Consider the following 26975-nt stretch of genomic DNA (forward strand, 5'->3'; position numbering starts at 1 on the left):
AACCTCGTCCCAACGGATGTTGGAGACGGGGTATCAACATATCTGGCGTTGATTTTTGGCACGCTGTTGAGTTCTCAAGGAACGGACGCTTCCTTCGTACTCACCCTCTCGGGCTTTCCTCCGGGCGCTTCCCTTCGGTGATCCAAACTCTATCAGGCTTTTCCTGTCTCTCTGACCACCGTCCTGCGGGCATGCAGAAGATGACCCCGAGATAGGATCTGACGAGTATGGATGCTGCCCGGCAAGGACGCCTGGTGACGTCACTCAGTCCCGAGCAGGGGAACGACTGTACATGGACCCGCGGAGTGGGTGCAAACCGCTTCGATTGGTGGTCTAGACCACCAACGTGAGCTGTGTAAGCTCTCGCCCGTAACCGGTACTTACCGTGACATAGCTTGCCGCCACACCGCGCCGGCTCCGGCGATCAGTGACGGCGCACATCCACCCCTGGGAGGCTTCCCATGACCACCGTGACGTCCCCCGTCGCAGGACGCGCCATCGGACTTGCGGCCGTGCCGGACCCGGTCTTCTCCGGAGCCATGGTCGGCCCCGGCACGGCACTCGACCCGGTACGTGAGCCCGCCGACGCCGTGGCCCCCGTGGACGGAGTCATCGTCTCGCTGCACCCGCACGCCTTCGTCGTCGTCGACGAGCAGGGGCGCGGAGTCCTCACCCACCTCGGCATCGACACCGTGCAACTCAACGGCGAGGGCTTCGAGCTGCTGGTGAAGAAGGGCGACACGGTCGTACGCGGCCAGGCGGTGGTGCGCTGGAACCCCGCCGCAGTCGAAGCCGCCGGCAAGTCCCCCGTGTCCCCGGTCGTGGCCCTGGAGGCCACCGCCGACAGCCTCTCCGATCTTCGCGACAGCGGAGAGGTGAAACCCGGCGACAGCCTCTTCACCTGGAAGTGAGGCCACTGCCTCCCCAGGGACGGGCTCCCGAGGGGCGGCGTACATCAACCACCGCGGCGGTGGGACCCGCCGCACTACCGGAGACAGGTGAGATGGAGACAACGCTGCGAGGCGTCGGTGTGAGCCACGGTGTGGCGATCGGCGAGGTTCGGCACATGGGAACGGCGGTGCTGGAGCCGCCGGCCAAGCAGATCCCCGCGGAGGAGGCGGAGCGCGAACAGGGGCGCGCCCGTCAGGCGGTGGAGGCCGTGGCGGCCGATCTGATGGCACGCGGCAATCTGGCCGGGGGCGAGGCGCAGGCGGTGCTCGAGGCACAGGCCCTGATGGCGCAGGACCCCGAGCTGATCGCGGATGTGGAGCGGCGTATCGCCGTCGGCAGCACCGCCGAACGCGCCGTGTACGACGCGTTCGCCGCCTACCGGGACCTGCTCGCCGCCGCCGGTGAGTACTTCGCGGGCCGGGTGGCCGACCTCGACGACGTGCGGAATCGTATCGTCGCCCGTCTGCTCGGGGTGCCGATGCCGGGCGTGCCGGACAGCGACGAGCCGTACGTGCTGGTCGCCCGTGACCTGGCACCGGCGGACACGGCGCTGCTGGACCCGACGCTGGTCCTGGGCTTCGTCACCGAGGAGGGCGGGCCGACGAGTCACAGCGCGATCCTGGCGCGGGCGCTCGGTGTGCCGGCCGTCGTCGCACTGCCCGGCGCCGTCGAACTGGCCGAGGGCACGGTGATCGCCGTCGACGGCAGCACCGGTGAGATCTTCGTGAACCCCGGTGAGGAGAAGAAGGCTCAGCTGGAGGCCGCGGCCGCCGAGCGCAGGGCCGCGCTGGCGTCCGCGACCGGTCCCGGCGCCACGTCGGACGGCCACAAGGTGCCGCTGCTCGCGAACATCGGCGGCCCGGCGGACGTGCCCGCGGCGCTCGAAGCCGGTGCCGAGGGTGTTGGTCTGTTCCGGACCGAGTTCCTGTTCCTGGACGACAACAAGAACGCACCGTCCGAGGAGAAGCAGGTCGCGACCTACCGGCAGGTGCTGGAGGCCTTCCCCGAGGGCCGGGTCGTGGTGCGTGTGCTGGACGCGGGCGCGGACAAGCCGCTGGACTTCCTGACGCCGGCCGACGAGCCGAACCCGGCTCTCGGTGTGCGGGGGCTGCGGACGCTGCTCGAACACCCCGAGGTGCTGCGCACCCAGCTTTCTGCGCTCGCCAAGGCCGCCGAGGGCCTGCCGGTCTACCTCGAGGTGATGGCCCCGATGGTCGCGGACCGGACGGACGCGAGGGCGTTCGCGGACGCGTGCCGCGCCGCGGGGCTGCGGGCGAAGTTCGGTGCGATGGTCGAGATCCCGTCGGCCGCGCTGCGGGCGCGCTCGGTGCTCCAGGAAGTGGAGTTCCTTTCGCTGGGGACCAACGACCTCGCGCAGTACACCTTCGCCGCCGACCGTCAGGTGGGTGCGGTGTCGCGCCTCCAGGACCCCTGGCAGCCCGCGCTGCTCGACCTGGTCGCGATCGCCGCCGAGGCTGCGCGGGCCGAGGGCAAGAGCTGCGGTGTCTGCGGTGAGGCCGCGTCCGACCCGCTGCTCGCGTGTGTGCTGACCGGTCTGGGGGTCACCTCCCTTTCCATGGGCGCGGCCTCGCTTCCCTATGTACGGGCGACGCTGGCGAAGTTCACGCTGGCGCAGTGCGAGCGTGCGGCGGCCGCGGCGCGTGCCGCGGACAGCGCGGACGAGGCGCGCAGCGCGGCGCAGGCGGTGCTGTCCGGCGAGTGACCGGGCCGGCCGTCAGCCGGCTGGTTCGTGAGGGGCGCTCCACCTGTGCGGTGGGGCGCCCCTCGGGTGTTCAGCCGTGCCGCGGGGCCGGTCCTTCTTCTCCGAGGTCGGGCGGCGCGCCGTAGTCGACGCCGGATTCCGGGGAGATGAGGTCGCCGGACTCGATGTCGGTGCAGTAGGCGTCGAAGACCTCGCCGGCGGTGAGGGGTTCGAGGCCGCCGGCGCGCAGACGCCAGCCGTAGACGCGGTCGGCGGTGCCGGGGGCGGTGGTGCGCATGACCAGTCCGCCGGGGCCGTCGGTCGCGATGCCGAGGGCGAGGACCGTGGTGAACTCCAGGGCTTCGGCCTCGTCGAGCTGGGTGGCGTCGCCTTCGTCGTCGGCGTGGAGGACGGCGAGGAGGGTTTCGGGTGTGCCGGTGACGCTGCACACCAGGTGCCGGTTGCCGGGCGGGGCCGTGTCGAGGACGCGGACGACGAGGTCCGCCGCTCGGGCGAAGGCGGCGCGGCCGATGTTCTCGCCGCAGGAGGCGCAGGGGCCGAGCCGGGCCAGGAGGGTGGAGGCGTACTCCCAGGTGGCCTGGCGGACGGCCTCGTCGACGAGGTCGGGGACGAGTTCGGCCAGGGGCCGTCCGTCGTAGGGAAGGGCGGGCCCCGTGCCGGCGAGCTCGGCGGTGAAGCGGGCGCGGCTGGACGGGATGTCGGGGTCGAGGCCGGTGGCCGCGCAGTATTCGGCGTACTCCTCCGGGTCGAAGAGGGCCACGGTGGTGTGGCCGCCCTGCGCGGCCACGAGGCGGAGGAGTTTCTCGACCTGTTCGAGGTAGGTGGTGTGGTCGTCGAAGGTGAAGCTGCGGTAGCGCCGCATGACGCGGAAGTCCTGTTCGTCGGTGAGCAGGCCGATGGTGCCGGCGATCTCCCGGCGCAGGACGCGCCGCATGGTCAGGTGGTCGGTGTGCGCCATGTTTCCCCCTGTGAGCGCAGTCGATCTGTGCTCACTCACCGTAATCGGCACCACTGACAACGGGGCCGGGCAGGTGTTCACGGGGCTTGCGGTCCCCCCGCCGTGGGTGGGGGGACCGGGGCGCTCAGGCGCGCTTGCGGGCCAGTTCCTCGTAGAAGCGCAGCAGGTCGAGGTCGTCGACCGAGCCGGGGTTGACCGCCTTGTCCAGCGGCGTGCCCTGGAGGAGGCGCTTGACCGGGACCTCGATGCGCTTGCCGGTGAGGGTGTGCGGGATGCCCGGCACCTCGATGACCTCGTCGGGGACGTGACGTGGGGAGAGCTGTTCGCGGATGGTCTCCTTGATGCGGCCGAGCAGCGCGTCGTCGAGGGCGGCGCCGGGGGTCAGTTGCACGAAGAGGGGCATCCAGTAGCCGCCGTCGGGCTGTTCGACGCCGATGACGAGGGATTCCTTGATCTCGGGGAGGCGTTCGACGGCTTCGTAGATGTCGGCGGAGCCCATCCGCACTCCCTGGCGGTTGAGCGTGGAGTCGGAGCGGCCGTGGATGATCACCGAGCCGCGGGAGGTGATCGTGATCCAGTCGCCGTGCCGCCACACGCCGGGATACATGGCGAAGTAGCTGTCGTGGTAGCGGCTGCCGTCGGGGTCGTTCCAGAAGTGGATCGGCATGGACGGCATGGGGTTGGTGACCACGAGCTCGCCGACCTCGTCGATCAGCGGTGTGCCGTTCGGGTCCCAGGACTGCAGGTCGGTGCCCAGGCACGGGGCCTGGAGCTCGCCGATGTGGACCGGGAGGGTCGGTACGGCTCCGGCGAAGCAGGAGCACACGTCGGTGCCGCCGCTGACGGAGGCGATCCACAAATCTTCGCGGACCTCGTCGTGCAGCCAGCGGAATCCGTCGGGCGGCAGCGGTGATCCGGTCGTGGCGACGCAGCGCACCGTCGACAGGTCGAAGTCGCGCGAGGGATGCACTCCCGCCTTGCGGCAGGCCATGACGTAGGCGGCGGAGGTGCCGAACAGGGTGGCTCCGGTGCGTTCGGCGATACGCCACTGGGCGCCGGTGTCGGGATACCCGGGGCTGCCGTCGTACAGGATGATCGTCGTGCCGGTCAGCAGTCCGGAGACGAGGAAGTTCCACATCATCCAGCCGGTCGACGTGTACCAGAAGAAGCGGTCGCCGGGGCCGAGGTCGCAGTGCAGGCCGAGCTGCTTGAGGTGCTCGACGAGGATGCCGCCCTGGGACTGCACGATCGCCTTGGGCAGGCCGGTGGTGCCCGAGGAGTACAGCACCCACAGGGGGTGGTCGAAGGGCACCGGTTCGAAGACGGGCGCGACGTCGGCGGAGGTCAGGCCGGACCACTCCAGGGCGCCCTCGGGGGCTTCGGTGCCGAGGAGCGGGATGTGGACGACCGCGCGCAGGGTGGGCAGTTCGCGGCGCAGTTCGGCGACGACGTCGCTGCGGTCGTGCTCCTTGCCGCCGTAGCGGTAGCCGTCGACGGTGAACAGGACGACGGGTTCCACCTGCTGGAAGCGGTCGAGGACGCTGCGGGCGCCGAAGTCCGGGGCGCAGGACGTCCAGACGGCGCCGACGGCGGCCGTGGCGAGGAGGGCGACGACGGCCTCGGGGATGTTCGGCAGGTAGCCGCTGATCCTGTCCCCCGGGCGTACGCCGAGGGCGCGCAGCTCGGTGGCCAGGGAGCCCACCTGGCGGCGCAGCTCGGACCAGGTCACCGGGCGCGGTTCGTGCGTCTCGTCGACGTGGAGGAGGGCGGGCTCGTCCGCGCGTGTGGCGGCCGCGCGCAGGGCATGCTCCGCGTAGTTCAGGGTGGCGCCGGGGAACCACTCGGCGCCGGGCATCGACCGGTCGCCCAGCACGCGCGCGTAGGGGCTGGTGAACCGTACGTCGAACCACTCCGTGACGGCTTTCCAGAAGGCTTCCAGCTCGTCGACGGACCAGCGGTGCAGGGCCGGGTAGCCGCCCAGGGCCGGAGCGCCGTGATGCTCGGCCGCCCAGGCCTGGAACTTCGTGATCTGTGCCTGGGCGATCCGCTGCGGATCGGGCCGCCAGAGCGGCTGGGGGTTCGCGGTCGACATGGGGCGGCTCCCGGACTGTGCGCGTCGTGTGCGTCGGTCCGCGCACGTGCTGGGGGTGTGCGCGTGACGCGGCTGACACGGACGATGCCATGTGATCGACTTCTGCACCAGGGTGCACCGCACATAGTCCGCGTCGTGAAGATGTGGTCGCGGCACGAATGAACGGCAGTTGAACGCCACGCGCGCGCACGGCCGTGAATGGCAGGGTGAGCAGCATGGACGGTCGTGACCTGGTGCGTTCGGTGAAGGCGGTCGGTTCGGCGGGGGTGGCCCACGGGCTGCGCACGGTGCGGGCCGCGTGGCGCCGGCGGCGTGCCGACGCCGGTGGCCTGCCGCCGCGTGGGGCCGAACGCGCGCGCGTACCCGGCGCGGTGCTCGACGTGGAGCCCGGGCCCGGGGGCGGGGTCGTCCGCTTCGCCCGCTCGGAGCTCCGTGTCTCCGTCGCCGGGAACGGGGCCGTCTTCTGGGGCTGGGACGGCGCCGGCCCCGAACCGTCGTACGCGCTCGCCGGCCGGTGCCCCGAGCCGGATCCGCGCGCGGTGCTGGAGCCGGACAAGGACGGGGGCTGGCGGGTCGTGGCCGAGCGGGTCACCGTCGGCGTCTCGCGGCACGGCGCGATCGAGGTCCGCACCCCCGGGGGCGTGCCGCTGCGCCGTGATCTGCCGCCCCGCTGGTGGGAACCGGCCGGCGGGGGCCCGGCACGGTGGTCTCAGCGCTCGGAGGTGGCGGCCGACGCACGGTTCTTCGGGCTGGGCGGCCGGACGTGCGGTCCGCGGCTGCGCGACGGCACCTACCGCCTGTGGAACACCGATCCCGGCCACGCGCGCGGTCCCGGTGCCGACCCGCTCCACATCACCATGCCGGTCCAGCTTGTCGTGGCCGACGCGGGCACGCACCTGGTGTTCCACGACAACTCCTGGAACGGCTCCCTCACCCTGCGGGAGGGTGCGGAGGGGGCCGGCTCGGGCCACGACAGGGCCGGGGCGAGCGAGCTCAGGATGGACGGGGGCCCGCTGCGCTGCTGGGTGGTCGTCGGCACCCCCGCGCGCGTGGCGCACGTCTGGTCCTCCCTCACCGGTGCGGCCGCGCTGCCGCCCGGGTGGGCCCTGGGTCACCATCACACGCGATGGGACTTCGGCGGTGAACAGGAGGTGCGGCGGATCGTCGCGGGCCACCACGAGCACGGACTGCCGCTGGACGCCCTGCACCTGGACGTCGAGCACTACGACGGGCACCAGGTGTTCACCGTCGACGAGGACCGCTTCCCCAAGCTGCCGGTTCTGGCCGAGGAGCTGCGGCGGGACGGGATCCGGCTGGTGTCCGTCGTCGAACCGGCCGTGAAGGCCGCGCCTGGGAACGCCGTGTACGAGGGCGGTACGACCGCGGACGCCTTTGTGCGGGACGCGTCGGGCCGGATGGTGCGGGGTGTCGGCCGGTCCGGGGAGGCGGTCTTCCCGGACTTCACACACGCGCGCGTGCGGCAGTGGTGGGGCGGCCTTTACCGGGAGCGGCTGGATCGGGGCTTCGCCGGTTTCCGGCACGACATGAACGAGCCGACCTCCTTCGCGGCCTTCGGCGAGACGACCCTGCCCCGGTCGGCCCGGCACGCCCTGGAGGGGCGGGGCGGCGACCATCGCCAGGCGCACAACGTGTACGCGCTGTGCATGGCCGAGGCGGCGTACGAGGGGCTGCTCGGCCTGGTGCCCGATGAGCGGCCGTTCCTCTTCTCGCGCTCCGGGTGGGCCGGGATGCAGCGCTACGGCGGCGCCTGGCCGGGAGACGTGGCCACCGGCTGGCCGGGGCTGCGGGCGTCGCTGTCACTGGTCCTGGGGCTCGGTCTGTGCGGAGTGCCGTACTCCGGCCCGGACGTGGGCGGGCCCGAGGGCGGACCCTCGCCCGAGCTGTATTTGCGCGGGCTCCAACTGGGGTCCTACCTGCCGCTGTTCCGCACGCACGCGAGCCCGCGAGCGGGGCGCGGGGAGCCGTGGGAGTCCGGGCCGGAGGTCCTGGAGCACGCGCGCGTGGCGCTCGTCGAACGCCGGCGTCTGCTGCCGTACTTCGTGACCCTCGCGCATCTGGCGCGGCGCACCGGGGCGCCCTGTGTGCGGCCGCTGTGGTGGGGCGCGCCGGAGGACCGGGCGCTGCGGGACTGCGAGGACGCCTTCCTGCTCGGCGACGGCCTTCTGGTCGCCCCTGTGCTCGGCCCGGGTACGGACCGGCGGGCGGTGCGGCTGCCGCGGGGCCGCTGGTACGACACGGCGACGGAACGGGCGTACGAAGGGCCGGGGCAGGTGCTGGTCGACGCTCCGCTCGCGCGGATCCCGGTGTTCGCGCGAGCGGGAGCCGTGATTCCCGTGCGGGGTGAGGACGGCGGTCTGCAACTGGAGGTGTGGGCGCCCGCGCCGGGGCGTACCGGGGGCGGCCTCGTGGTGCCGGACGCGGGCGACGGCTGGGAGGAGCCGGAGATCGAACGCTATGCGACCCGCCGGCAGGGCGGTCGGGTCGTCGTCGAGCGCGAGCGGGAGGACGGTGCCGGTGAGCCGCTCCGTCCGCTGCGCATACGGGGGCTCGGGGCGTCCTGAGTCAGGACGCCCCGAGCCCGGGCAGTGGCTGTTTCCGGGTGTGCGGCCGGCTCAGACGTAGCGGCCGTCGAACCAGGCACGGACGGCCCGTGTGTGCAGGGGGAAGGCGAGTTCGGCGGGCGTGCGCAGCAGGTGCCGGTCCTCCGTCTCCTCGGTGGCGGTGAACGGCGGGAGGTCCTCGACGGGGCGCTCCGGCAGCAGTCCGAAGAGCAGCAGATGCCCGTCGGGCGAGCTCATCGCGTCGGCGAGCCGTACATCGCGTGCGGCCGCCTCGATCCCGGTCTCCTCCCGGAGCTCGCGGACGACGGCGTGGCGCCAGTCCTCGTGGTCGTCGATGTAGCCGCCCGGCAGGGCCGTTCCCCCGCGTGCGGGGGCGATGGCGCGGGTGATGACGACCAGGGCGGTGCCCCGGGGGTCGTACACGGGCTGGAGGGCCACCGCGACCGGCAGCGGGTTGCGGTAGGCCACGGTGCCGCAGGCCGGGCAGGTGCGGGGCCAGCCGCCGACGCCCTCGCCGTACGGCGCTCCGCAGCCCGAACAGTGGGAGTGCGGTAGGGAGTTGGCGGTCGCGTGCGGGATGTCGGACACGCGCGGACTGTATCCGATCAGTGGGCGCACGTCTTCCGTCGGCGGTTGTCACCGTTGCCGCCGACGTCCTTGACGCTCCCCGCGCGCGGGAGAACACTTCCCCGGACGTGGGCGCCCTTGGCCGCCCATCCCGGGCTGATTCCGCCGATGTGGGACAAACTGTTACCAGTGAGGGTGCAGGGGATGAACGGTCCCGGCCCTCGGCCGCTTCTCCACCTCACAAGGGGTAGCCATGCCGGACAACGCCGAGAAGTTCGTGGCCGCCATCGACCAGGGCACCACCTCGAGCCGCTGCATCATCTTCGACCACAGTGGTGCCATCGTCGCCGTCGACCAGCGCGAGCACCGCCAGATCTTCCCCAAGCCCGGCTGGGTGGAGCACGACGCCACCGAGATCTGGTCGAAGGTGCAGGCGGTGGTCGCGGGCGCGGTCGCCAAGGCGGGGCTGCGGGCCGACCAGCTCAGCGCGCTCGGCATCACCAACCAGCGCGAGACGACCGTTCTGTGGGACCGGGCAACCGGCAAGCCCGTGCACAACGCGATCGTCTGGCAGGACACGCGGACCGCGGCGCTCTGCAACGAGCTGGGCGGCTCCGAAGGGCAGGATCGTTTCCGCGAGCAGACCGGCCTGCCGCTCGCCAGCTACTTCTCAGGACCCAAGGCGGCCTGGCTGCTGGACAACGTGCCCGGCCTGCGCGACCGCGCCGAGCGCGGTGAGATCGCCTTCGGCACGATCGACACCTGGCTCATCTGGAACCTCACCGGCGGCGTCGACGGCGGCCGGCACGTCACCGACGTGACCAACGCCGGCCGCACCATGCTGATGAACCTGCAGACCCTCCGGTGGGACCCGTCGATCCTGTCCGCCATGAACATCCCCGAGGCGATGCTGCCCGAGATCAGATCGTCCTCGGAGGTGTACGGGACCGCCGTCGGCCAGCTCGCCGGTGTGCCCGTGGCATCCGCCCTCGGCGACCAGCAGGCGGCCGTGTTCGGGCAGGCCTGCTACGACGTGGGCGACGCCAAGAACACGTACGGCACCGGCAGCTTCCTGCTGCTGAACACGGGCAACCGGCCCGTGCCTTCCAAGAGCGGCCTGCTCACCACCATGGGCTACAAGATCGGCGACGAGGCCCCGGTGTACTGCCTGGAGGGCGCCATCGCCATCACGGGCGCGCTGGTGCAGTGGTTCCGCGACCAGCTCGGCATCATCCGCACCGCGGACGAGATCGAGCCGCTGGCGGCGAAGGCTGAGGACAACGGCGGCGCGTACATCGTGCCCGCCTTCTCCGGCCTGTTCGCGCCGTACTGGCGCTCCGACGCGCGCGGGGTGATCACCGGCCTGACCCGGTACGTCACCAAGGCGCACCTGGCGCGGGCGGTGCTGGAGGCGACCAGCTGGCAGACGCGCGAGGTCGTGGACGCCATGTACCAGGACTCCGGGGTCCGGCTGACGACCCTGAAGGTCGACGGCGGCATGACCAAGAACAACCTGCTCATGCAGCACCAGGCGGACGTGCTGGACGTGCCGGTGATCCGGCCCAGGATCTCCGAGACCACCTGTCTGGGCGCCGCGTACGCGGCCGGGCTGGCCACGGGCGTGTGGGACGACCTCGATGAGCTCAAGTCGCACTGGCAGAAGGACGCCGAGTGGACCCCGTCCATGGACGCCTCGGTCCGTGACCGCGAGTACCGCAACTGGCGCAAGGCCGTGGAGAAGAGCTTCGGCTGGCTGGAGGACGGAGACAACTAGAAGTCCTCACGGTCCTCGTAGGCGGCCCGTGCCCCGCCCGGCCGGGGTGCGGCCGGGCGCGTGGCGTCAGACGGCGGTGGCCCGGCGGCGTTCCGCGGCCTGGGCCATCGCGTGCTTGACGACCTCGATGAGGACCTCCTTCACCGACTCGCGTTCACGGGCGTCGCACAGCAGCAGCGGCACGTGGTCGTCGAGGTCGAGGGCCTGGCGGACGGTGCCCACGGCATAGCGGGCGGCGCCCTCGAAGCAGTTGACGGCGACGAGGAAGGGGATGGAGCGCCGCTCGAAGTAGTCCACGGCGGCGAAGCACTCCTCGAGGCGGCGGGTGTCGGCCAGCACGACGGCGCCGAGCGCGCCCTCGGACAGCTCGTCCCACATGAACCAGAACCGCTCCTGCCCGGGCGTGCCGAAGAGGTACAGCACGAGGTCCTCGCGCAGCGTGATCCGGCCGAAGTCCATCGCCACCGTGGTGGTGTGCTTGCCCTCCACACCGCTGAGGTCGTCGACCGGACGCCCGGCCTCGGTCAGCAGTTCCTCGGTGCGCAGCGGCCTGATCTCGCTGACCGCGCCGACAAGGGTGGTCTTGCCCACGCCGAAGCCGCCGGCCACCAGGATCTTGAGCGTGACGGGCTCGACCGGGGGCTTGCCGCGCTCAGAACGGCCGAGGATCATCGCTTGCTTCTCCTGCTCGATGTGGGTCTGACGGCGGCGGGCCGTATCCTCCGCCACCGGGGGTTTCGACGACGAGTACGTCGCCGGGGGCGACGTCCGCGGAGTCCCTTCCGCCGAGTTCGGCGACCGAGCCGTCCACGCGCTCCACCCGGTTGGCGCCGAGTGCGCCGGGCTCGCCGCCCGCCATGCCGTAGGGGCGCACCCTGCGGTGCTGGCAGAGCGTGGAGACGGTCATGGCCTCCAGGAAGCGGATGCGGCGCACCGCGCCGTCCCCGCCCTGCCACTGTCCGGCGCCGCCGCTGCCGCGCCGGACGGCGAACTCCTCCAGCCGTACGGGCAGCCGCCATTCGAGGACTTCGGGGTCGGTGAGCCGGGAGTTGGTCATATGTGTCTGGACCACACTGGCGCCGGGGAATCCGTCGCCCGCGCCCGATCCGGAGGCGACGGTCTCGTAGTACTGGTGGCGCTCGTTGCCGAAGGTGATGTTGTTCATTGTGCCGGAGCCCTCCGCCTGGACGCCGAGCGCCGCGTAGAGGGCGCCGGTGATCGCCTGTGAGGTCTCGACGTTGCCCGCGACGACGGCGGCGGGGGGCCGCGGGGAGAGCATGGAGCCGGGCGGCACGACGATCCTCAGAGGGCGCAGGCATCCGTCGTTGAGCGGGATGTCGTCGGCGACGAGCGTGCGGAAGACGTACAGGACGACCGCGTTGACCACGGAGAACGGGGCGTTGAAGTTGGTCGTGAGCTGCGCGGAGGTGCCGGTGAAGTCGATCGTCGCCGCTCGCTGCTCGCGGTCCACGCGCACCTGTACCCGGATGACGGCGCCCGAGTCGGTCTCGTAGGCGTACTCGCCGTCGTCCAGGGCGTCGATGACGCGGCGGACGGCCTCCTCCGCGTTGTCCTGGACGTGTCGCATATAGGCCTGGACGACGTCGAGGCCGAAGTCGTCGATCATGCGGGCGACCTCGTCGACGCCCTTCTGGTTGGCGGCGATCTGGGCGCGCAGGTCGGCGAGGTTGGTCTCCGGATTGCGGGAGGGGTGTCGCGCGCCGGTCAGCAGGCGGCGGGTCTCGTCCTCGCGCAGGCGCCCGTTCTCGGCGAGCAGCCAGTTGTCGAAGAGGACGCCCTCCTCCTCGATGGTGCGGCTGCCGGCCGGCATGGAGCCCGGTGCGATCCCGCCGATCTCGGCGTGGTGGCCGCGCGAGGCGACGTAGAAGAGGATGCGGTCACCCTGTGTGCCGGCCGTGTCGAACACCGGGGTGATGACGGTGACGTCCGGCAGGTGCGTGCCACCGTGGTACGGGTCGTTGACCGCGTAGGTGTCGCCCGGCCGCATCCGGGGGCCGCGGCGCCGGATGACCTCCTTGACGCTGGTGCCCATCGAGCCCAGGTGCACGGGGATGTGCGGGGCGTTGGCCACCAGGTTTCCGTCCGGGTCGAACAGGGCGCAGGAGAAGTCGAGGCGCTCCTTGATGTTGACGGACTGGGCGGTGGACTCCAGCCGGGCGCCCATCTGTTCGGCGATGGACATGAAGAGGTTGTTGAACACCTCCAGGAGCACCGGGTCCGCTTCCGTGCCGAGATCGGAACTCTGCGTGACCACCACGCGTTCCAGGAGCAGATGCCCGTCGTCCTTGGCCACGGCCCGCCAGCCGTCGTCGACGACGGTCGTCGCACTGGCCTCGGTGACGATCGCTGGGCCGGTGACGGGGTCGCGGGGAGCCAGGTCCTCCCGGCGGTGGAGGGGTACGTCGCGCCAGGCGCCGCCGGTGTGGAGGCGGACGGTCTCCGTGGCGGTGGAGCGGCCGGCGCGTGCGTGCTCGTCCGGGGCGAGGGCGGACAGATCGGGGGGTTCGGTGATGCCGGTGGCTTCCACGGAGAGGGCTTCGACGACGATCGGGCGGTCGAGCGTGAAGGAGTACGTGGCGCGATGACGTTCTTCGAAGGCGTGCCGCATGGCGGCGGGCTCGGTCAGTTCGACGGTGAGGGTGGTGTCCGTGCCGTCGTAGCGGAGCTGGGCGCGGCGGGTGACGCGGATGCGTTCCTCGGGAACGTCCTCGGCGCGCAGTTCGGCGCGGGCGGCGCCCTCCAGATCGTCGGCGGTCTTGAGCACGCCCAACATGGCGGCGGGCTCCAGGGGTGCCTCGACGGACTGCTCGCGCATGGCCGTGGTGTCGGCGAGGCCGATGCCGAGCGCGGACAGGACGCCCGCCATGGGCGGGACGAGCACGGTGCGGATGCCGAGCGAGTCGGCGACCATGCACGCGTGCTGCCCGCCCGCGCCACCGAAGGTGGTGAGGGCGTAGCGGGTGACGTCGTGGCCCTTCTGCACGGAGATCCGTTTGACGGCGTTGGCGATGTTGGCGACGGCGATCTGGAGGTATCCCTCGGCGACCTGCTCGGGGGTGCGGTCGTCGCCGGTCCGTGCACGGATCTCGCGGGCGAGGGCGGTGAAGCGCTCGCGGACGAGTGCGTCGTCGAGGGGCTGGTCGCCGCCGGGGCCGAACATCTCGGGGAAGTGGGCGGGCTGGATGCGGCCGAGCATGACGTTGGCGTCGGTGACGGTGAGCGGGCCGCCGCCCCGGTAGCAGGCGGGTCCCGGGTCGGCGCCCGCCGAGTCCGGGCCGACCCGGTAGCGGGAGCCGTCGAAGTGGAGGACCGAGCCGCCGCCGGCGGCCACGGTGTGGATGTCGAGCATGGGGGCGCGCAGCCGGACGCCGGCGATCTGCGTGGTGAGGACGCGTTCGTACGCGCCCGCGTAGTGGGAGACGTCGGTGGAGGTGCCGCCCATGTCGAAGCCGATGACCCGGTCGAAGCCGGCGAGCCGGGACATGCGGGCCATGCCGACGATGCCGCCCGCGGGCCCGGACAGGACGGCGTCCTTGCCGCGGAACTGTCCGGCCTCGGCGAGCCCGCCGTTGGACTGCATGAACATCAGCCGTACGCCGTCCAGTTCGGCGGAGACGTGCTGGACGTAGCGGCGCAGGCCGGGCGACAGGTAGGCGTCGACGACGGCGGTGTCGCCGCGCGGGACGAGCTTCATCAGGGGGCTGACCTCGCTGGACAGCGAGATCTGCGGGAAGCCGATCCGGGCGGCCAGCTCGCCGACGGCCCTCTCGTGCGCGGGGTGCAGATGGCTGTGCAGGCAGGCCACGGCGACGGCGCGGATCCCGTCGTCGTAGGCCTGCCGGAGGGGCCCGTCCAGGGCGTCCAGACCGGGGGCGCGCAGGACGGTGCCGTCGGCCGCGATGCGCTCGTCGACCTCGACGACCCGCTCGTACAGCAGCTCGGGCAGCTCGATGCGGCGGGCGAAGATGTGCGGGCGGTTCTGGTAGGCGATGCGCAGGGCGTCACGGAAGCCGCGGGTGACGACGAGGAGGGTCCGCTCGCCCGTGCGCTCCAGCAGGGCGTTGGTGGCCACGGTGGTGCCCATGCGGACCGCCTCGATGGAACGGGCGGGGCCGTCGGAGCCGTCGGAGCCGTCCAGGAGTTCGCGGATGCCCGCGACGGCCGCGTCGGCGTACCGGGCGGGGTTGTCGGACAGCAGCTTGTGCGTGACCAGACGTCCGTCCGGGCGCCGCGCGACGATGTCCGTGAAGGTGCCGCCCCGGTCGACCCAGAACTGCCAGCCCGTCATGTCAGCACTCCGCTTCCTCGTGGCTCACAGCGCCCGCAGGCCGTTGATCACGTCCCGCAGGATGCTCTCGTCGGGCAGTTCAGCGGGCGGCACCGGACGTGTCACGTGGACGTACTCCTCGTCCACGAGGTCGCCGACGAGCACGCGGACCACGCCGAGGGGCAGATCGAGCTCCGCGGCGAGTTCGGCGACCGACTGCGGGGAGCGGCACAGCTCGACGATGTCCACGTGCTCCGGCGACAGCGTGACGTCCGCCTCCGGGTCGTCCACATGGGACTCCGTGACGACCACCGCGATCAGGTCGAGGCGGTGCTGGGCCGCATGGCTGGTGCGGCCCCGCGTCATGGCGTACGGCCGGACCACCGGTCCGGCGTCGTCGTCGAACCAGTGGCTGCGTGCCTGACCGTCTCCGCTCATGTCATCCCACTACCCGCCTCAGGGCACATCGGTGCGCGGAGCGGCACCCAGATGCGCCCCGACTCGCTTGACCAGCAGGGTCATCTCGTAGGCCACCTGGCCGACGTCGGAGTCGGCGTCCGACAGGACGGCGAGGCAGCTGCCGTCGCCGGCCGCGGTCACGAACAGGAAGGCGTCGTCGAGCTCGACGACCGTCTGCCGCACGCCGCCCGCGTCGAAGTGCCGGCCCACGCCCTTGGCGAGGCTGTGGAAGCCGGAGGCCACGGCGGCCAGGTGCTCGCTGTCCTCCCGGGTCAGGTCCTTGGACACGCCGGTGGCCAGTCCGTCCCGGGACAGGACGAGGGCCTTGCGGATGCTGGCGACCCTGTCCACGAGTTCGTCGAGGAGCCAGTTCAGCTCCGTCTTGTCCGTCGCGGTGTGGCCGGTCGCCTTCGGTGCGGTCATCGACCGTCCCCCTTTGTCGTTCCTTGTGCTGTGCTGCCGTGCGGGGCCTGGTCCCCCGCGGCGTTCTCCTCGCGGCCGCGCTGCCAGCCGCGCTGGAGCGAGGCCATCCGGCTGCGTACCTCGTCGGCGTCGCGTTCGACGGGGTCCGGGCCGCCCTCGGTGGGCCGGCCGGGGCTCTGTTTCAGTTGCGGGGCGAGGCTGGCCTGCCGTACGCGCCGGGGCAGCGGACTCTCGTCGGGTCCCGGGCCGTCAAGTGCCTCGGCCGGGTCGCGCCCCTCACCGTCCCGGCCGCCGGACACCTTCGCCGGGACGCGCTCCTCGCGATCCGGGCCGCCGCCGGCGAGCGCGGGACGGACGGTGCGCCGGGGAAGTGCCGGTGCCTGCCGCGGCCCCTGGCTCGTGGCCGGGGATTCCCCGGTGCTGTCGCGTTCCCCGCGGCCGTCGGCCGCGACCGGTCCGAGCGGGGCCTCGTCGCGACGGCGGACCGGCAGCGGGTCCGCCTCGCGCTCCGGGCGGCCGGGAACCGCCGTGTTCCCGGCGTCGGCCGTCTCGCGCCGCCTCTGCTCGGTGACGGGGCGTCCGTGGGAGCTGACCAGCTTGGGCGTCCGCCGCCGTGGCAGCGGGACCGGGCGCCCCGGCTTGTCCTCCTCGCCGGTCTCCTGCGGTGTGCCGCGCCGGACCGTGCCCTGCCGATGCTCGGCGAGGCTGCGGGGCGGCGCCTCCTGGGCCGTCTGCCGTGCCGGGGAGGGGCGCGGCCCGAACAGTCCGCCGCGTTCGCCGGTCTCCTCACCGAGTACGTGCGGGAAGTCCTCGATGGCGTCGAGGTCGACGGGCGCCTCCAGCTCCACCGGCCCGTCGAGGACCGAGGCGGGCAGTCCGGACAGCCGCGCCGGCGCCTGGGCGAGAGCGGTCCCGCGACCCGGCTCGCGGTCGGCCTTCCCGGAGGGCCGGTCGAGGCGGAAGCCGATGCCGTTGGTGTCCGGGACGTCGTCCGTCAGCAGCGCGTCGGGGATGAGGACGACCGCGGTGGTACCGCCGTACGGGGAGGGCTGGAGCGAGACCCGGACGTTCTGCCGCTGGGCGAGCCGGCTGACCACGAACAGACCGAGCCGGTCGGTGTCGGAAAGCTCGAACTCGGGTGTCTCGGCGAGCCGGAGGTTGGCGTCGAGGAGCGCCTCGGCGGCCATGCCGAGGCCCCTGTCGTGGATCTCCAGGGTGAAGCCGTTGGGGACACGTTCGCCGAGAACCTGGACCGCGGTGTGCGGGGGCGAGAACACCGTGGCGTTCTCCAGGAGTTCGGCCACCAGGTGGGTGAGGTCGGCGACGGCGGGGCCGATGACGGCGGTGCGCGGCAGCCGCCGGACCTCGATGCGTTCGTAGTCCTCGACCTCGGCGACGGCGGCGCGCACGATGTCCATCAGCTGGACGGGTTTGCGCCACTGCCGGGACGGGGCGGCGCCGGAGAGGATCACCAGGCCTTCGGCGTGCCGGCGCATACGGGTGGTCAGGTGGTCCAGCCGGAACAGGTCGGCGAGCTCGTCGGTGTCCTCGGTGCGGCGTTCCATCGCGTCGAGGAGGGTGAGCTGTTTGTGCAGCAGGACCTGGCTGCGGCGGGCGAGGTTGACGAAGACCTCGGAGACGCCGGCGCGGAGTTCGGCCTGTTTGACGGCGGCCTCGACGGCGGCCCGCTGCAGGGTGTTGAGGGCCTGGCCGACCTCGCCGATCTCGTTCCTGTCGTACTCCAGGCGCGGGACCTCGGTCTCGACGTCGACCTGTTCGCCGGCCGACAGACGGCGCATCACGCTGGGCAGCCGGACACCGGAGGCCTCGTGGGCCTCCAGGCGCAGTTGCCCGAGGTCGCGGATCAGGCTGCGGCCGACGCGCACGGACAGGACGAGGGAGAACAGCACGGCGATCAGGCCGAGGACGCCCGCGACGGCGGCCTCGAGGATGACACGCAGGGCGAGCGGGCGGACACGGTCCTGGAAGCGGTCGTTGGCGTCGTCGTTGAGGGTGCCCAGCTCGTCGAGGACGTCTCCGGCCGCGGTGTCCCAGCTCTGCACGCTCACCGTCCGCGGTGTGCCGGACGTACTGGAGACGGCGGCCTGTTCGGCGGTCCGCACCGGTGCGGAGGAGGCGTTCTGCCAGAAGCGCTCGTAGCGGCCGCGTTCGGAGGAGGGCAGCAGGGGCAGGTCGACGTCGTACAGCAGGGAGCGCTGGGCGACCAGGTCGGAGATGCCGCGGGTCTCGGCGCGGGTGAGGTTGCCGACGATCAGCGAGGAGCCGAGCAGCGCGTCCTCGCGGGAGAGGAGTTCGCGGGCCTGGGCGAGACCGACCAGCGCGCGGTACTGCCTGGCCAGGTCGGCGTCGTCGACGACGTGGAGGTTGGCGAGCAGGGCGTAGCAGGGGTCGACGAGCCGGTTGTAGAGGTCGAGTGCCTGGGCGCGTCCGACGCTGCGGTCCTCGACGCTGCGGCGCAGGGAGTCGATGCCGTCGAGGGCGTCCAGGGCGACGCCCAGGCGTCCGGCGCCGTCCGGGCCGAGCGCTTCACGGACGTCGGGATTCCCGGCAGCCCTGCGGATCTTGGCGATGGCCTCGTCGGTGGCGCTCCTGCTGCGGCGCAGTGCGGTGAGGCCGTCGGAGGCGCGCGGGTCGGCGAGGTGGACGAGGGTCTGGCGGCGTTCCTGCTGCACGGCCCGGACGGTGTCCTCGGTGGGGTAGGCGACCTTCTCCACCACGGAGGACGCGTTGAACAGCTGGGTCACGTGCCGCCCGGTGATCAGCGTGGCGAAGGCCCAGATCGCCGTGAGCGAGAGCAGCGGCACGAGAAGCAGCGCCACGATCTTCCGGCGGATTGACTTCCCGCGAAAGCGCATGGCCTCCCCCAGCTCGTCCCCCAAGGGCCCGGGGGTACACATGTGCGTCAACAAACGGCGCGAGCCTACTACCGACATGCAGTCAACTCGAAGAGCTGCCCGGAGCCTGTTCTTCCGCATTGGTTCCGGGCGCGGGCGAGTTGTCGGGGCATTGCGGGAGATGCCGGTCCGAAGGACCAGGACGGCGGGGCGCCGGAACGCGGCGTGCGGCCCGGTCGGTTGACCGATTTTTTTCGTCGGCCGGGAATCTTCGTGACGTCTCGTTCGTCCTTGTCCATGCGAGATGGGGGCGGAATCGGCCACAGGATGCGCACTGCGCGTCCGGGCCGCGTAAAACAGCGCAAGCCGGGCAGCCACTGGGAAGCCGAATCTTCGGGCACCGGGGTGAGTGGGTCTGCCGGTGGTGGGGAGGGACACAGTGATGGGGACAGCGGAGCGAGCGCGGGGGTATGGGCCTTCGGCGCACACGGGCGGGCGTACGGGGCTGCCGTCCTACAAGCCGTTGTGGGTCGAGGAGCCCGCGCGGCGGCGCAGGCTGCCCGATCCGGTGCGTTCGGCCGCCGTGCGGGCGGTGCTGATCGTCTCCGTGACGCTAATACAGGCCGTGGTGGCCTTCCTGTTCAGCGTGTCCGGGTCCTGGCTGGCGTTCCCGATGGTCCTGAGCAGCGTGGCCAGTACGGTGGTGGCCACATGGGCGGCGCTCGACGTGTGGGTGACCCGCCAGGTGTGGAACCAGCGCGACGGCGTGGTGTCGGTGCCGAGCAGCACCGCGCGTGCCCGGCGGCGTGAGCGGCGCCAGGCACGGCGGGAGGCGCGGGCCGCCGAGCGGGCGCAAAGGCGGATACGCGGGCGGGGCGGCGCGGGGCGGCTGTCGCATCCGTAGGGTGACCGGCCGTCGGCGGGCGACGGCCGGTCGAGTGGCCCCACCCGGTGGAGTCGGGCAAGCGCACCAGCCAGGTTCGAGCCGGGCCAGTTCAGCAGCCTGTCGAGCCGGCCAGCGCACCGGCCGCCCGTTCGGGCCTGCCGGGCCGTCAGGCCGGGCGCTTGAACATGCGGGTCGCCGTGATCTCGCTGTGCACCGCCTCCCCCGCCGCAGTCTGCTGCGGCAGCCCCGGCCTGAGGTGCTCCTCCACGCTGATGTACTTCAGCCCGGCCCTGAGGTCGGCGTCGTTGCGCAGCCGGATGACCAGGGGGAACTCCGCGAGTGCCGTCGTGTCGAACAGGCCGGTGGTGTAGAGGAGCTGCACACCGAGGGCGTCGGAGACGGCCCGCTGGAGCTCCAGCAGGTAGGTGGCGTTGGCGCGGCCGATCGGGTTGTCCAGGAAGAGCGTGCCCGCGTGGCGGTGCCTGTCGCGGCCTCGGTCGTTCGACCTGAGGGCGGCCATCGTGCAGTACAGGGCGATGGCCGCGGTGAGCAGCTGGCCACCGGAGAACACGTCGCCCATCTGCCCGACGGGGACCCGCTCGGCGCGCAGTACGGCGTCCGGCTTGAGGATCTCCACGGCGACGCCCTTGGGCTGGAGCGCCGCGCCGACTCCGCGCAGCAGCAGGGACATGCCGTCGCGCCGCAGGTCGGAGTTCTTCTTCACGGCGGCGCGGGTCGCCTCGTCGATGACCTCGCCGAGGCGCTCGGTGAGGGTGGCCTGGTCGGGCTCGTCGAAGCGGATGCGCAGGAACTCCTGCCCGGACCACTCGCCGAGCCCTTCCGGGAGGCGGGACAGGCGCTGGGCCGACCTGAGCGTGGCAAGCGCCGACTCGACCAGTCCGCGCAGCCGGTCCACGATCGAGTCCCGGTTGCGTTCCAGCTGGGCCAGCTCGTCGGTGAGCACACGGAGACGGGGCGCGAAGGCCTCCGCCCACTTCTGGGCGTGCTCGGGCAGGGCGGAGGCGGGCAGTTCGCGGATCTGCTGCCGGGCGGGGGTGCGCACCTGCTCGTAACGGGTGGAGTTGGCGTGCCGGACCAGGACGTCGCCGGCCTCGCGGACGGCTGACTCCGCGGCGGACAGGTCGGCGGCGCAGCCGCGCAGTGACCTGCGGGCCTCGGCGGCCGCCTGCCGGGCTCCCTCCGCGCTGCCCGGGTACGGCTCGGGTTCCTCCTGTTCCTCGTCCCCCGCCTGCTCGCGCAGCAGGTCGCGCAGCATGGCGGCGATCTCGTCGAAGCCTCCGGCCGCGTCCTCGGCGGCGCGGTGGGCCTCCAGCAGTCCGGCGTGCGCATCGCGGGCCTGGGCCAGTGCCTCGGTCCGGGAGGCGAGTTCGGCGGTGGCGGTGCGCAGCAGGGCCTGTGCGTGCTCGGCGTCGCGCGGGAGCAGTTCCTCGGGGAGTCCGGTGTGCGCCTCGCCGTCCTCGGGCGCGTGCCGCTCGGCCTCGCCGCGCAGCCGGCCGAGCTGTTCGCTCGCGGAGGACATCCGGGTCTCCAGGAGCTGCACCAGCTCCTCGGCGCGGGCGGCGGCGGCCTGCCGGGACGGCCCGTCGGAGCCCTCGAAGGACTCCAGGAGTTGTGCCGCGCGGGTGCGGACCTTGTTGCTGAGCCGGTCGAGTTCGGCGCGGGCGGCGCTCTCGTCGCTCTCCGCCCGGGCCTGCTCGGCCCGCAGGTCCGCGCCCACCCCGACCTTCTCGTACACCTGGGAGGCGGTGCGATAGGCCTCGCGCAGGGCGGGCAGGGACACCTTCGGCGCGTCCGCGTCGATGTCCGGGACGTCGTCGGGGGCACCGGCGATCTCGGAGCGCTCGGCGCGCAGCGCGCGTGCGGTGCGGCGGGTGTCGTCGGCGGCGCGCTGAGCGGCGCGCCGGTCCTCGTCGGCGGCGCGGGCGCGTTCCAGGCAGGCCTGGGCGCGGGCCTCGGACTCGGCGGCCTCGTCGGCGAGTTCACGCAGCCGGGCCTGCCAGCCGGCCCGCTCGCGCAGCCGGAACGCGAGCCCGGCGAGGGCGTCGGCGGCGCGCCGTGCCTTCTGGGCGGCCTCCTGCCGTTCGTCGCGCTCCTGGGCGACCTCGGCGGCGGCCTCGTCGGCCTCCGCGCGCAGGCTCCGTGCCTCGGCCAGCTCGGCCTCGGCCTCCTCGGCGAACGCACGCGTGTCCTGGGCGGACTGCGCCAGCTCCAGCAGCCGGCCGGCGGGGCAGCCGGTGCGCCAGGAGGCGAGCCGCGCCGCCAGCTCCCGGTCCTTGCCGAGCCGGGCGGCGAGCCGGCGGATCTCCTCGTCCCGCTCGGTGGCCCGTACGCGCAGCGCCTGCCGTTCCTCGTCGGCCGCGAGCTCGTCGTGCATGGCCGGGTTCGGCGGGACGAGGAAGACGTCGCCCTCGGGCGCGCCGTCGGCCGGGGTGGGGGCGAGCAGCGCGGCGGCGGTGCCGACGGCCACGGTGGAGCGGGGCAGCAGCGCCGCGTCCGCGAGGGCCGCGCGGGCACGCGTGTGCGTGTCCGGGTCGGTGATGATCACGCCGTCGACCAGCTCGGGCCGGGCGGCCAGTACGCGCGCGTGGTCGGCGGGGTCGACGGACTGGGCGAGGTAGCGCCAGCCGGACAGCGCGGGGATGCCGTGCTCGCCGAGGAACTCCACGGTGGCCAGGACGTCCGGGCCGGGCGGCAGCAGCCCGCCGTCGCCGAGCGCGCCGAGGATCCGGGAGTCGTCGTCGGCGGCGGTCCGCAGCTCGAAGAGGTGCCGCTCGGCGGAGGAGACGGTGTCGTCGAGCAGTTCGCGCAGCTCGTCGGCGAAGCGGTCCAGGTCCTCGGGAGTGAGCGTGCCCTCGGACCCGGCCGGGTCCGTCACCTCGGCACCCGGCCCCGCGGGGCCGTCCGGCGCCTTGGCGGTGTGGTGGGCCGCCTCGGCGCCCGAGGCGGTGGCGCCCGTGGTGTCCGGTCCGGTACGGGGCGCCGGTACCGCTGCCCGCGCGGTCGCGCCCGGCAGGCTCAGGAGCTCCGCGAGCCGCCCCTCGGCCGCCAGCGCCTCGGCGATGCGGCGTTCGGTCTCGTGGGCGCGCTGGGCCGCCGTCGCCGCGTCGGCCGCGCGGGCCGCGGTGAGCTCCGCGCGGGACTCGGCCGAAGCGGCCTCCCGTGCGTGTTCCGTGGCCTTCCGGGCGGCCTCGCGGGCCTGGTCCCAGGCGGCGACGGCGGTCTTCTCCGCGTCGCTGGCGGCCAGGGCCGCACGGGCCGGATCGGCGTCGGGGGCGCTGTCGTCCAGCCAGCCCGCGCGGACCGCCTCGGCGGTCTCCTGCTCGACCTCGGCGAGGCGCTGGCGCAGATGCCCGGCCTCGCTGCGGGCACGCTGCGCCTCGGTCGCGGCGGCGGTCTGGTCCCGGTATGCGGACTCGCTGACCTCCTGGAGCTGTGCGGACCGCTCCTCCCCCTCGTTGGCGAGGGTCTCGGCGCTCTCGGCGGCGGCGTGCAGGGCCCGTACGAGGTCGGTGGCGGCCTTGGCACGCGCGGCCAGGGCCGGGGCCGCGTCCCGCTCGGCCTCCTGGATCGCGGCGGAGACACGGGCCACGCGGTCGGCGGCGGCGCGGTGGCGCAGCACGGCCTCGGCGGCCTGCCACGCCGAGTACAGGGTGCGCGCGTCGGCGAGTTCCCGCTTCTGCGCGGCCGCGGACTTCTCGGCGGCGGCCAGGGCCAGCGAGGCGTGCCGGTAGGCGAGTTCGGCGGCGATCAGGGAGCTGCGCTCGCGGGCTCCCTCGGAGTGGGTGACGGCGTAGGCGGCGGCCGTGACGCGCTGGGCGAGGTCGGCGGCCCGGATCCGCTCCCGCACCGCCCGGGCGGACAGCCGCCGTGCCAGCGTGCGGGTGCGCCGCTCGGCCGCGGCGTGGATGTCACGCGCGCGGGTACGGGCCTCGGTGGCCTCCACGATCCGGCCGAGCAGGTCGACCGAGCCGGCGGTGAAGTCCCGTTCGGCGATCAGTTCGGCGCGCCGGCCCAGCTTGTTGCCGAACCCGCTGACCAGGTCGGCGAGCCCGTCGGTGTCGCGGGTGTCGGTGACCGCGCGCAGCAGCAGGTCGGTGAAGTCGGAGTCCTTCTTCACCGCGAACAGGCCGGCCGCCTCGCCCTCGTCGGCGTTCATCTCCCGCTGGTAGCGGAAGAGTTCGGGGTCGAGGCCGAGGTCGCCCAGGTGCTCGGTCCAGCGTTCGTGGATCTCCTCGAAGTGGACCTCCAGGTGCGGGTACGTCTTTCCCGCCTCGGTGATGGCGTCCCGGAAGCCCTTCATGGTGCGGCGGCGGCCCCGCGCGCCCGACTGGCCCTCGGCGGACGGCCGTACGGAGGTGGCCTCGGCGACCGGGAGGTTGTCCAGGGTGAGCCCGGGCCCGGGCCGGAAGGAGTACCAGGCTTCGGCGAACTTCCGCGGGTCGTTGGAGACTTGGCGCCCGCGCCACTCGCTGGCCTTGCCGACGACGACACACTCGCCGGTCTGCACGTGCTGCCACTCAAGCGCCACGTGCCCGCAGTCGTCGGCGAGCAGGAACTTGCGCAGCACGCCGGAACTGGCGCCGCCGAGGGTGTTGCGGTGGCCGGGCAGCATCACCGAGAAGATCAGCTTGAGCAGCACGGACTTGCCGCCGCCGTTCTCCAGGAAGAGCACACCGGCGGGGGCCGGCCGGCGGGGCGGGCCGACCGGCTCCTCCTCGAAGAACTCCGCCTGGATGGGCGCGGGGTCGGGCACCGGCGCGCCCACGCCCCGCAGGTCAAGCACGGTGTCGGCGTAGCGCGCACCGGCGGGCCCGATGGAGTAGAGGCGGACCCGGGACAGCTCGTACATGGCGGACTCTCGTCAGTCTTCTTGCAGTTGGGGGGTGGCGGGCTTCGTGCGGACGGGGGTGGCGGGAGACTGCGGGGCCTCGGACCTCAGGAGTGGAACGGCAGGCCCGCGTCGGCCACCAGGTCCAGGTCGTCGGTGTCCTCGGCGGGAAGCAGGCTCGGGGTGCCGTCGGTGACCGGGACGATGCCCAGTTCCAGGAGTTCCGCCAGGGCGGCGCTGCCCGCCATGTCGCGCACCTGGAGCTGGTAGCGGGCCGTCGTGCGGTACGTGCCGCCGCTCTCGTCGCCGGTGCGCTGGAGGAACCCGGAGTCGGTCAGGAACGCCAGGGCCTTGGCCACGATGCCCGTGGTCGAGGCGGCCGGGCGGCGCGCGTCCTTGGTGGCGCCGGTCGCGCTGCGTCTGGCCCAGATCCGCCAGGCGGCCTCAAGGCCGGGCGCGTCGGTGGCCGGGTCGGTGTTCTCGCCCTGCTGCTCGGCGCGTTCCTCCAGGCGGCGGCAGGCCTGGCGGACGAAGGCGTCGACGCCGTTGACGGTGACGCGCCCGATGTAGCCGTCGTCGGCGAGGTCCTCGGGGCGCGGGAAGGCCAGGGCGGCGACCGCGAGGTGGGCCAGTCCGTGCAGGAAGCGGTCGCCGGAGTCGGCGGCCGTGCGGCGCGCGTAGTCGCTCATGCGGACGGCGAACACCGAGTCCTCGGCGGCGGTCACCGCCATGCCAGCGCGCGGGGACACCTCGAGGACGACCAGCCCGAGTCCGGCGGCCACGGCGTCCGCGAGCCGTGCGAACGCGGGGTCCTCTCGGTGGCGGCGCAGCAGATCCGCGTACTCCTGGTCGCGGGCGGGCTGCAGCTTGGGCTGGAGCCCGAAGGCGACGAGCCGGGCCGCGTCGGCGGCGTCGGCGGGTGTGACGGCGACCGCCGTGGGCGCGCCTGCGGCTTCCGGCTCACTCCGGTCGACGTGCTCGGTCACGGTTGGGGCTCCTTGCTGGGGTGTCGCTCGTGCGTACGGTTGCCGGCGGGGCTCACGCCGCCTCCGTCCGGTCGGCCGCCATGCCCGCCGCGTCCAGCAGTGCCGTGCCGACGATGAGGTCGGCGCCGCCGAACTCCTGATCGTCCAGTTCGGTCCCGTCGTCCACGGCGAACAGCAGCTTCTCCTCGCCCTGCCGGTAGGCGGTGCCGACCGGGGGGCTGGCCGCGTGGACGGCCAGCAGGGCGACCAGGTACGGCAGGTCGGGGTCCTTGTCGCGGGCCTCGGCGAGCAGGCCCGACAGCCGCCGCGGGGCGTCGGCCGGCAGATCGAGGAGTTCCCTGGCGGCCGCGAGCTGCTCCTCGCTGAACCGGCTGTCGTCCGGGGTGGCGATCAGGTCGGGTTCGGGCATCTCGGCGCCCAGGTGTTCCCGCTCGACGGGCGGCGTCAGCAGGATGTCCACGAGGTCGGCGACGCGGACGGACACCGGAGTGCGCAGCCCGGTCCCGCGCGCGAAGAAGGCGTCCGTGACCCGGATCGCCTGCTCCAGCGGCAGCGGGAGGGTCGGCGCGAGCAGATGGCCGTAGAGGTCGGTGCCGGAGGTGGTCAGGGGGGTGGCGAAGGCCTGCCGGTCCTGCTCGGCGCGGAACAGGGGGCCCGCCTCGAGGAGCCGGGACTGCAGCTGGGTGTGTCTGCGGATGCAGTCCTTGACGATGTCGACCAGCTCGGCGGCGCGCCGCTTGTGCTCGGGTTCCTCCGACTCGTCGCGCGCCTTGCGGATGTTGGTCAGGATCGCGTTCTCGTGGCGGTAGCGGTCGGCGACGTGGTCCAGTGCCTCGGCGATCATGTCGGGGACGGCGCCGAGCCAGTCCACCGCCCGGACGTTGCGCCGGGTCGCCTCCAGGGCCCTGCGCAGGGTCTCCGCGTACTGCACGGTCCGGTAGCGGGCCTGTTCGGCGGCGAGCTGCGCGTCCGCGAGGCGGCCGCGGCTGATCAGCACCTCCAGCTTGACCTCGGCGGCGATCTGGGCGCTGGTGACGTCCGTGTCGAGGGCGCCGACGAGGACGTTGACCGCCTCGTCCGTCGTGCGCAGGTAGACGGTGCCGCCGGGGCCGGGGACCTCCTCGACCAGCTTGAAGTCGTAGTCGCGGCGCACATACGTGCCGTCCGGGCCGAAGGTGCCGTACACCGCGCGGAAGCCGCGGTCGACGCTGCCGACGTTGATCAGGTTCTCCAGGACCCAGCGGGCCACGCGCTCGTGCTCGCCTGCCGGGCGCCGCGGGGCCTGTGCGGCGACGCGCGGGACGAGCCGGGCCACGACCTGGTCGTGGTCGGCGCCGGTGTCGAAGTCCATGTTGAGGGTGACGAGGTCGATGGCGGCGAGCGCGACCTCCGCCATGCCGTACACCGAGTACTCGCCGGCGAGATTGGCCTTGCGGGCGTCCAGGTCGTGCAGCGGCGCGGTGCAGGCGAGCGCGCGCAGCCGCCGCGCCAGCCCCTCGTCGGCGGCCGGCCCCAGGGCGGGGCGCGGCCCCGCGCTGAGCTGGGGCGGAACACTGTCCGTCGATGCAGGCGAAGTCACGGT

16 protein-coding genes are annotated in these 26975 nt (G+C 73.0%); 5 read left to right on the top strand and 11 right to left on the bottom strand.

Annotated features, from left to right (window positions below; all coding sequences use genetic code 11):
* Window positions 1-461 precede the first annotated feature (461 nt).
* Together ACIOWN_RS07890 and ptsP are read left to right on the top strand one after the other, a co-directional pair.
* Window positions 462-911, top strand: a complete 450-nt coding sequence (locus ACIOWN_RS07890) for a PTS glucose transporter subunit IIA (protein ID WP_362347221.1) — start codon at window positions 462-464, stop codon at window positions 909-911.
* 92 nt (window positions 912-1003) lie between these two features.
* The gene (gene ptsP, locus ACIOWN_RS07895) at window positions 1004-2674 is read left to right on the top strand and encodes a phosphoenolpyruvate--protein phosphotransferase (protein ID WP_362347220.1); all 1671 of its coding nucleotides are present in this window, start codon (window positions 1004-1006) and stop codon (window positions 2672-2674) included.
* 70 nt (window positions 2675-2744) lie between these two features.
* On the opposite strand, the gene ACIOWN_RS07900 is transcribed toward ptsP, so the two are convergent.
* Together ACIOWN_RS07900 and ACIOWN_RS07905 are read right to left on the bottom strand one after the other, a co-directional pair.
* The gene (locus ACIOWN_RS07900; protein WP_362347218.1) at window positions 2745-3632 is read right to left on the bottom strand and encodes a hypothetical protein; all 888 of its coding nucleotides are present in this window, start codon (window positions 3630-3632) and stop codon (window positions 2745-2747) included.
* Window positions 3633-3756: 124 nt separating this feature from the next.
* The gene (locus ACIOWN_RS07905) at window positions 3757-5724 is read right to left on the bottom strand and encodes an acetoacetate--CoA ligase (protein ID WP_362347217.1); all 1968 of its coding nucleotides are present in this window, start codon (window positions 5722-5724) and stop codon (window positions 3757-3759) included.
* Window positions 5725-5939: 215 nt separating this feature from the next.
* Here ACIOWN_RS07905 and ACIOWN_RS07910 point away from each other — a divergent pair, with 215 nt between their 5' ends.
* On the top strand, window positions 5940-8306 hold the full coding sequence (locus ACIOWN_RS07910) for a TIM-barrel domain-containing protein (RefSeq protein ID WP_362347215.1): 2367 nt from the start codon (window positions 5940-5942) through the stop codon (window positions 8304-8306).
* A 51-nt stretch (window positions 8307-8357) separates the two neighbouring features.
* On the opposite strand, the gene ACIOWN_RS07915 is transcribed toward ACIOWN_RS07910, so the two are convergent.
* Complete coding sequence (locus ACIOWN_RS07915; protein WP_362347214.1) at window positions 8358-8894, bottom strand: NUDIX domain-containing protein; 537 nt, start codon at window positions 8892-8894, stop codon at window positions 8358-8360.
* A gap of 232 nt (window positions 8895-9126) precedes the next feature.
* Here ACIOWN_RS07915 and glpK point away from each other — a divergent pair, with 232 nt between their 5' ends.
* Window positions 9127-10647 (top strand): glycerol kinase GlpK, encoded by a 1521-nt coding sequence (gene glpK, locus ACIOWN_RS07920; protein ID WP_362347212.1) that lies wholly within the window; start codon window positions 9127-9129, stop codon window positions 10645-10647.
* Between the two features lie 66 nt (window positions 10648-10713).
* Here glpK and ACIOWN_RS07925 read toward each other — a convergent pair whose 3' ends face one another.
* Genes ACIOWN_RS07925 through ACIOWN_RS07945 form a run of 5 tightly spaced genes read right to left on the bottom strand, consistent with a single transcriptional unit; the run spans window position 10714 to window position 18693 of the window.
* Window positions 10714-11319 (bottom strand): ATP/GTP-binding protein, encoded by a 606-nt coding sequence (locus tag ACIOWN_RS07925; protein ID WP_362347211.1) that lies wholly within the window; start codon window positions 11317-11319, stop codon window positions 10714-10716.
* Window positions 11300-14956, bottom strand: coding sequence for a hydantoinase B/oxoprolinase family protein (locus ACIOWN_RS07930; protein ID WP_362347209.1), 3657 nt, complete (start codon window positions 14954-14956; stop codon window positions 11300-11302). Before ACIOWN_RS07930 ends, ACIOWN_RS07925 begins: the two co-directional genes overlap by 20 nt.
* A 24-nt stretch (window positions 14957-14980) precedes the next feature.
* Window positions 14981-15373: a DUF742 domain-containing protein gene (locus ACIOWN_RS07935; protein WP_100567951.1), complete on the bottom strand. Its 393-nt coding sequence runs from the start codon at window positions 15371-15373 to the stop codon at window positions 14981-14983.
* An 18-nt stretch (window positions 15374-15391) separates the two neighbouring features.
* Window positions 15392-15817 (bottom strand): roadblock/LC7 domain-containing protein, encoded by a 426-nt coding sequence (locus tag ACIOWN_RS07940; RefSeq protein WP_100567950.1) that lies wholly within the window; start codon window positions 15815-15817, stop codon window positions 15392-15394.
* Window positions 15814-18693: a nitrate- and nitrite sensing domain-containing protein gene (locus tag ACIOWN_RS07945; protein WP_401981381.1), complete on the bottom strand. Its 2880-nt coding sequence runs from the start codon at window positions 18691-18693 to the stop codon at window positions 15814-15816. The genes ACIOWN_RS07940 and ACIOWN_RS07945 overlap by 4 nt, the downstream gene beginning before the upstream one ends.
* Window positions 18694-19114: 421 nt before the next feature.
* Here ACIOWN_RS07945 and ACIOWN_RS07950 point away from each other — a divergent pair, with 421 nt between their 5' ends.
* Window positions 19115-19576, top strand: a complete 462-nt coding sequence (locus tag ACIOWN_RS07950; protein WP_362347207.1) for a hypothetical protein — start codon at window positions 19115-19117, stop codon at window positions 19574-19576.
* Between the two features lie 148 nt (window positions 19577-19724).
* On the opposite strand, the gene ACIOWN_RS07955 is transcribed toward ACIOWN_RS07950, so the two are convergent.
* The 3 genes from ACIOWN_RS07955 to ACIOWN_RS07965 all read right to left on the bottom strand — a co-directional run bounded on the left by ACIOWN_RS07955 (window position 19725) and on the right by ACIOWN_RS07965 (window position 26972).
* Complete coding sequence (locus ACIOWN_RS07955; RefSeq protein WP_401981108.1) at window positions 19725-24428, bottom strand: hypothetical protein; 4704 nt, start codon at window positions 24426-24428, stop codon at window positions 19725-19727.
* A gap of 86 nt (window positions 24429-24514) precedes the next feature.
* Window positions 24515-25393 (bottom strand): hypothetical protein, encoded by an 879-nt coding sequence (locus tag ACIOWN_RS07960; RefSeq protein ID WP_362347203.1) that lies wholly within the window; start codon window positions 25391-25393, stop codon window positions 24515-24517.
* A gap of 52 nt (window positions 25394-25445) precedes the next feature.
* Window positions 25446-26972: a hypothetical protein gene (locus ACIOWN_RS07965; protein ID WP_362347201.1), complete on the bottom strand. Its 1527-nt coding sequence runs from the start codon at window positions 26970-26972 to the stop codon at window positions 25446-25448.
* Window positions 26973-26975 lie beyond the last annotated feature (3 nt).

Source organism: Streptomyces sp. NPDC087787, assembly GCF_044743035.1.
Classification (GTDB): Bacteria; Actinomycetota; Actinomycetes; order Streptomycetales; family Streptomycetaceae; genus Streptomyces.

Bases quoted from the DNA above. Each gene is read 5' to 3' on its own strand.
- ACIOWN_RS07890 (WP_362347221.1), top strand. From the start codon at position 462: ATGACCACCGTGACGTCCCCCGTCGCAGGACGCGCCATCGGACTTGCG.
- ptsP (WP_362347220.1), top strand. From the start codon at position 1,004: ATGGAGACAACGCTGCGAGGCGTCGGTGTGAGCCACGGTGTGGCGATC.
- ACIOWN_RS07900 (WP_362347218.1), bottom strand. From the start codon at position 3,632: ATGGCGCACACCGACCACCTGACCATGCGGCGCGTCCTGCGCCGGGAG.
- ACIOWN_RS07905 (WP_362347217.1), bottom strand. From the start codon at position 5,724: ATGTCGACCGCGAACCCCCAGCCGCTCTGGCGGCCCGATCCGCAGCGG.
- ACIOWN_RS07910 (WP_362347215.1), top strand. From the start codon at position 5,940: ATGGACGGTCGTGACCTGGTGCGTTCGGTGAAGGCGGTCGGTTCGGCG.
- glpK (WP_362347212.1), top strand. From the start codon at position 9,127: ATGCCGGACAACGCCGAGAAGTTCGTGGCCGCCATCGACCAGGGCACC.
- ACIOWN_RS07925 (WP_362347211.1), bottom strand. From the start codon at position 11,319: ATGATCCTCGGCCGTTCTGAGCGCGGCAAGCCCCCGGTCGAGCCCGTC.
- ACIOWN_RS07930 (WP_362347209.1), bottom strand. From the start codon at position 14,956: ATGACGGGCTGGCAGTTCTGGGTCGACCGGGGCGGCACCTTCACGGAC.
- ACIOWN_RS07935 (WP_100567951.1), bottom strand. From the start codon at position 15,373: ATGAGCGGAGACGGTCAGGCACGCAGCCACTGGTTCGACGACGACGCC.
- ACIOWN_RS07940 (WP_100567950.1), bottom strand. From the start codon at position 15,817: ATGACCGCACCGAAGGCGACCGGCCACACCGCGACGGACAAGACGGAG.
- ACIOWN_RS07945 (WP_401981381.1), bottom strand. From the start codon at position 18,693: ATGCGCTTTCGCGGGAAGTCAATCCGCCGGAAGATCGTGGCGCTGCTT.
- ACIOWN_RS07950 (WP_362347207.1), top strand. From the start codon at position 19,115: ATGGGGACAGCGGAGCGAGCGCGGGGGTATGGGCCTTCGGCGCACACG.
- ACIOWN_RS07955 (WP_401981108.1), bottom strand. From the start codon at position 24,428: ATGTACGAGCTGTCCCGGGTCCGCCTCTACTCCATCGGGCCCGCCGGT.